The organism is uncultured Aquincola sp. (assembly GCF_964001545.1).
Taxonomy (GTDB): domain Bacteria; phylum Pseudomonadota; class Gammaproteobacteria; order Burkholderiales; family Burkholderiaceae_C; genus Aquincola.
On sequence record NZ_CAXFDV010000304.1, the window covers coordinates 1 to 5,302 of the forward strand.

At 64.4% G+C, this 5,302-nt stretch carries 5 protein-coding genes and 1 pseudogene; 1 reads left to right on the forward strand and 5 read right to left on the reverse strand.

Features of this window, described 5'->3' with window-relative positions; translation table 11 throughout:
- Window positions 1-109 precede the first annotated feature (109 nt).
- From ABNT58_RS10765 to ABNT58_RS10785, 5 genes are all read right to left on the reverse strand, one after another.
- Window positions 110-847, reverse strand: coding sequence for an amino acid ABC transporter ATP-binding protein (locus ABNT58_RS10765; protein ID WP_348753478.1), 738 nt, complete (start codon window positions 845-847; stop codon window positions 110-112).
- Window positions 848-862: 15 nt separating this feature from the next.
- Window positions 863-1,531 carry an amino acid ABC transporter permease gene (locus ABNT58_RS10770; protein WP_348753479.1) on the reverse strand — a complete coding sequence of 223 codons (669 nt, stop codon included), beginning with the start codon at window positions 1,529-1,531 and terminating at the stop codon, window positions 863-865.
- A gap of 2 nt (window positions 1,532-1,533) precedes the next feature.
- Window positions 1,534-2,238: an amino acid ABC transporter permease gene (locus tag ABNT58_RS10775; protein WP_348753480.1), complete on the reverse strand. Its 705-nt coding sequence runs from the start codon at window positions 2,236-2,238 to the stop codon at window positions 1,534-1,536.
- Between the two features lie 99 nt (window positions 2,239-2,337).
- Window positions 2,338-3,234, reverse strand: coding sequence for an amino acid ABC transporter substrate-binding protein (locus tag ABNT58_RS10780; RefSeq protein ID WP_348753481.1), 897 nt, complete (start codon window positions 3,232-3,234; stop codon window positions 2,338-2,340).
- A 288-nt stretch (window positions 3,235-3,522) separates the two neighbouring features.
- Window positions 3,523-4,440, reverse strand: coding sequence for a LysR substrate-binding domain-containing protein (locus ABNT58_RS10785; RefSeq protein WP_348753482.1), 918 nt, complete (start codon window positions 4,438-4,440; stop codon window positions 3,523-3,525).
- A gap of 170 nt (window positions 4,441-4,610) precedes the next feature.
- Here ABNT58_RS10785 and ABNT58_RS10790 point away from each other — a divergent pair.
- Window positions 4,611-5,302 (forward strand): annotated as a pseudogene (locus ABNT58_RS10790) (hypothetical protein); the annotation flags it as partial.

Below are 5,302 nucleotides of genomic sequence, written 5' to 3' on the forward strand. Positions count from 1 at the left end.
CAAGTGATCTCAGGCAGGCGGCCCGCAGGGCTGCCGGCCATGAAAAAAAGGCCCCGCCCGGAATCCCCGGGCGGGGCCTTTTTGCTGAGCGCTCGCAGTGCAGACGCGCTCAGTGCTGCAGGATCTTGTTGAGGAAGTCCTTGGTGCGCGGCTGGCGGTTCTCGGGCTGGCCGAAGAACTCGTCCTTGGTGCAGTCCTCGAGGATGCGGCCGCCGACGTCGATGAAGATCACGCGGCTCGCGACCTTGCGGGCGAAGCCCATTTCGTGCGTGACCACCATCATGGTCATGCCTTCCTTGGCCAGGGTCACCATCACGTCCAGCACCTCGCCCACCATCTCGGGGTCGAGCGCCGAGGTGGGTTCGTCGAACAGCATCACGATCGGGTCCATCGACAGCGCGCGCGCGATGGCCACGCGCTGCTGCTGGCCGCCCGACAGCTGGCCCGGGAACTTGTCCTTGTGCGCCGACAGGCCCACGCGGTCCAGCATCTTCAGGCCGCGCTTGAGGCTCTCGTCCTTGTTGCGGCCCAGCACCTTGATCTGCGCCAGCGTCAGGTTCTCGGTCACCGTCAGGTGCGGGAACAGCTCGAAGTGCTGGAACACCATGCCCACGCGGCTGCGCAGCTTGGGCAGGTTGGTCTTGGGGTCGGAGATCGAGGTGCCGTCGACCACGATGTCGCCCTTCTGGATCGGCTCCAGCGCATTGACCGTCTTGATCAACGTGCTCTTGCCCGAACCCGAAGGGCCGCACACCACGACCACTTCACCCTTCTTGATGGTGGTGGTGCAGTCGGTGAGCACCTGGAAGCTGCCATACCACTTGCTGACGTTCTTGATATCGATCATGGGGAGCTTCCCGTCTCAACGAATGATGGCGATTTTCTTCTGCAGCCGGCGAACGAGCATCGACAGGCTGAAGCAGATGACGAAATAAAGGACAGCGGCGACCAGGTAGGTTTCCACCGGGCGGTTGAAGTTCTTGCCCGCCACCTCAAAACCCTTGAGCAGGTCGTAGGCGCCGATGGCATACACCAGCGAGGTGTCCTGGAACAGGATGATGGTCTGCGTGAGCAGCACCGGCAGCATGTTGCGGAAGGCCTGCGGCAGCACGATCAGCTGCATGGTCTGCGAGTAGCTCATGCCCACCGCATAACCGGCATACACCTGGCCCCGCGGCACGCTTTGAATGCCCGCGCGCATGATTTCGGAGTAGTACGCGGCCTCGAACAGCGTGAAGGTGATGATGGCCGACACCTCGGCGCCCAGCGGCTGGCCCAGCAGCTTCGGAATCAGCAGGAAGAACCACAGGATCACCATCACCAGCGGGATGCTGCGCATGGTGTTGACGTAGGCCGCGGCGGGAATTTCCAGCCAGGGTTTGCCGGACAGGCGCATCAGCGCCAGCAGCGTGCCCAGCACGATGCCGCCGACCATGGCGATCAAAGTGAGCTGCAGCGAGAACAGAAATCCCTTGAGCACGAAGCTCTGGATCACGCCCCAGCTGAGGAAGGAAAAGTCGAGAGCACCCATGATCACTTGCCCCCGATCTGGCCGGGAATGCGCATGCGCTTCTCGATCAGCTGCGCGATGCGGTTGATCGCAAAGGCCGAGATGAAATAGAGCGCCGTCACGGGAATGAAGATCTCCTCGAAGCGCGAGGTTTCTTCAGAGGCCTGCATCGCGAACATGGTGAGCTCGGCGATGGACACCGCAAAGGCCACCGACGAGTTCTTGACGATGTTCATCGACTCCGACGTGAGCGGCGGAATGACGATGCGAAACGCCATCGGCAGCAGCACGTAGCGGTAGGTCTGCGGCAGCGTCAGGCCCACGGCCAGGCCGGCGTAGCGCTGGCCGCGCGGCAGGCTCTGGATGCCGGCTTTCACCTGCTCGGAAATACGCGCCGAGGTGAAGCAGCCCAGCGCAAACACCACCAGCACGAAGCTGGGCACGTTGCGCAGCGAAAGGAAGATCGAAGGCAGCACGTGGTACCAGAGGAAGATCTGGACCAGCAGCGGAATGTTGCGGAACAGTTCGGTCCAGGTATTGCCGATCGCCACCAGCAAACGGCTAGGCGTGGTGCGAAGAATGCCCATCAGTGAACCGATGACCAGCGCCAGCACCAGGGCCGACACCGCCACGCTCAAAGTCCACCCCCATGCGGACATCATCCAGTCGAGGTAGGTTTCCCCCCCGCCGGTGTCCTGCAAAAACAATTGCCAATCCCACGTGCCCAAAGGCCGCCTCCTCAAGTGTTGTCGCCCGTGCGTGCATGGCACGCCGCCGGCCCTACGCAAGGCCCGGGCCGCGTGGCCCGGGCCTGAACCGGTGTTGGCTTATTTCTTGGCGTACTCTTCCATCGGCTTGTCGTTGGGGTTCGCCCACGCCGCCTTGGTGGCGTCCGACAGCGGCAGGCCCACCTTGGTGTTGCTCGGCGGGATGGGTTGCATGAACCACTTGTCGTACAGCTTGGCCAGCTCGCCGCTCTTGATCATGCCCTTGATGCTGTCGTTGACGGCCGTCTGGAAGGCGGTGTCGCCCTTGCGCAGCATGCAGGCGATCGGCTCGACCGACAGCACCTCACCGACGATCTTGTAATCGGCCGGGTTCTTCGACTTGCTGATGTTGCCGGCCAGGATCTGGCCGTCCATCACGAAGGCGTCGGCGCGGCCCGATTCCAGCAGCAGGAACGAGTCGGCGTGGTCCTTGCCGAACACTTCGTCGAAGTTCACGTTGGTGGCGCGCTCATGCTTGCGCAGCGTCTGCACCGAGGTCGTGCCGGTGGTGGTGGCCACCTTCTTGCCGGCCAGCTGGGCCACCGAGGTGATGCCCGAGTTGGCCTTGACCGCGATGCGCACTTCTTCCACGTAGGTGGTGACGGCGAAGGACACGTCCTTCTGGCGGGCGGTGTTGTTGGTGGTGGAGCCGCACTCCAGGTCCACGGTGCCGTTCTGCACGAGCGGGATGCGGTTCTGCGAGGTGACGGGCTGGTACTTGATCGCGATCTTGGTGCCCAGCTGCTTGCTCAGGTCGGCCACCACATGTTCGGCCATCTCGGTGTGGAAGCCGACGTACTTGCCATCGCCCAGGGTATAGGCCAGGGCACCCGAGGATTCACGCGTTCCCAGGGTGATGCTGCCGCTGTCCTTGATCTTCTTGAGGGTGTCGGTCGTTTGTGCGGTGGCGGCACTGGCGGCCAGGACGACGGCCACAGCGATCAACGATTTCTTCATGCCACAGGCTCCTTGGGGAATGGGAAAAGGGAACAGACTCAGTTCAAAACGCGGCGCCATTCTAGGAAGGCACCAACTTGGTGACGAAACCGCTCATCGTCACCGACCTCGGGTGAGGCAGCCCAGTGGCGGCAGGACAGCCCGCCGAAACCTCAAGCGCTGACTTCATGCAGCTTCCGGGCCACCCGCGGGATGGGCCGGCAGGAATGTACGGTTGCACGCCGTATGCCCGCCAATTCCGTTTCGGCGCGGTTCCATGCGCCAGCCGCATACACCTGGGCACCAGCTTCAGCTAGCGCGGCTGAGGAAGTCCCAGACCGCCCTGGCCACCGGCTTGACGTGGCGCGCACTTTCCGGGCGCTCCCGGTAGATGCGCACCTCCATCGTCAGCTCGTAGCCCGCACCACCCGCGGCACTGACCAGCCGCCGCGACTTCAGTTCCTTGCGCACCGAGCTGGCGGGCAGAAAGGCCAGGCCATGGCCTTCCAGCGCCATCGCCTTCAGGCCCTCGGCCATGTCGGTCTCATAGATGGGCTCCAGCGGCGGCGGCTCGGGCGCCTGCTTGACGATCTGCTCGACCATGCGCGCCATGTAGGCGCCGGAGGCATAACTGAGGAAGGGCACACGGTCAGCCGACAGCGGCGGCAGCCGAAACATCGGAAATCCGTCCGCATCCGCCTTGGCGTAGGGCGCCAGCGTTTCCTGGCCCAGGCTCAGCATCTCGTAGCGCTCGGGCGGCAGCTGCAGCGGCTGTGATGCATGGTGGTAGGCGATCAGCAGGTCGCAGGTGCCTTCGGTCAGGCGCAGCACCGCGTCGTGCACGTTGAGCGCGATCAGCCGGCTCTTGATGGCCCCGAAGCGGCGGCGCAGGTCCATCAGCCAGTGCGGAAAGAAGTTGAACGCCAGCGTGTGCGGCACCGCGAACTCGAGCATGTCCTGCCCGCTGACATGATGGCTGCGCATCATGTTGCGGGTGGCCTGCAGCGCGCCCATGATCTCCAGCGACTGCGCATGGAAGGTCTCGCCGGCGGGGGTCAGCCGGGTGGGGTAGGACGAGCGGTCCACCAGATCGATGCCGGCCCAGGCCTCCAGCGCCTGGATGCGCCTCGAAAAAGCCGGTTGCGTGACGTGCCGCAGTTGCGCCGAACGGGAAAAGCTGCGCGTTTCCGCGAGCGTGATGAAGTCTTCCAGCCACTTGGTTTCCACGCCTGCGAGTGTAGGACCGGCCGCCAAACGGCCGTGCTCGCAAACCCCAGTCACAAGCCGCGCGGATTGGTCATCCCTTGAACCGAGGGGTGTGCGTGTCAAAGTACCGGCGTGCGGGATTGAGTACATTTGTTAACCAAGAGAACAAACCCCAGGATCAGGAGAACTGCATGCCAACGTCGTCCCCCCAGCGCTGGCTGGTTCTTGCGCTGGCTGGCCTGCCGGCCCTGGCGTCTGCCTTGACGCTCGACTTCGAAACCGGCGAGCGCGAGGGCCCCACCGGCATGCCGGGCGTGTATGCGGTGCCGGGCGTCAGCATCAGCAATGGCTTCGTCTTCATCGACGACGACACCGACCAGCCGGGCCGCCCGGGCACGGGCAACTTCTTCAATGCCCCCAGCAAGTACGGCGCGCTGACGCTGTACCGCGACAGCTCGTCCACCGACGGGCTTGCGCTGCGCTTCGATGGCGGCATCACCAGCAGCATCTCCTTCTTCTATTCCACCGTCAGCCGCCCGATGACGGTGACGGTGCTGGACGCCAACAACAACGTGCTGGCGCAGTCGGGCGCCTCCGCGCCCGACCTGCTGGCGCTGGGCTCCGACCAGGGCCCGCTGCTGGGCGGCCATTTCCGCAACGAAGAAGAAGGCCGGTTCAACCGCTGGGCCTCGTACCAGCTCGGCTTCAGCGGCACCGCCACCACCGTGGTCTTCGAAGGCGCGGTGTCCAGCCCCGGCCCTACCGGCAAGGTGCTGGGCGACTTCTTCGTGGACAACCTGACGGTGGTCAGCGCCGTGCCTGAAACGTCGACGGTGGCGATGATGCTGGCAGGCATCGCCGGCCTGGGCGTCGTGGCGCGCCG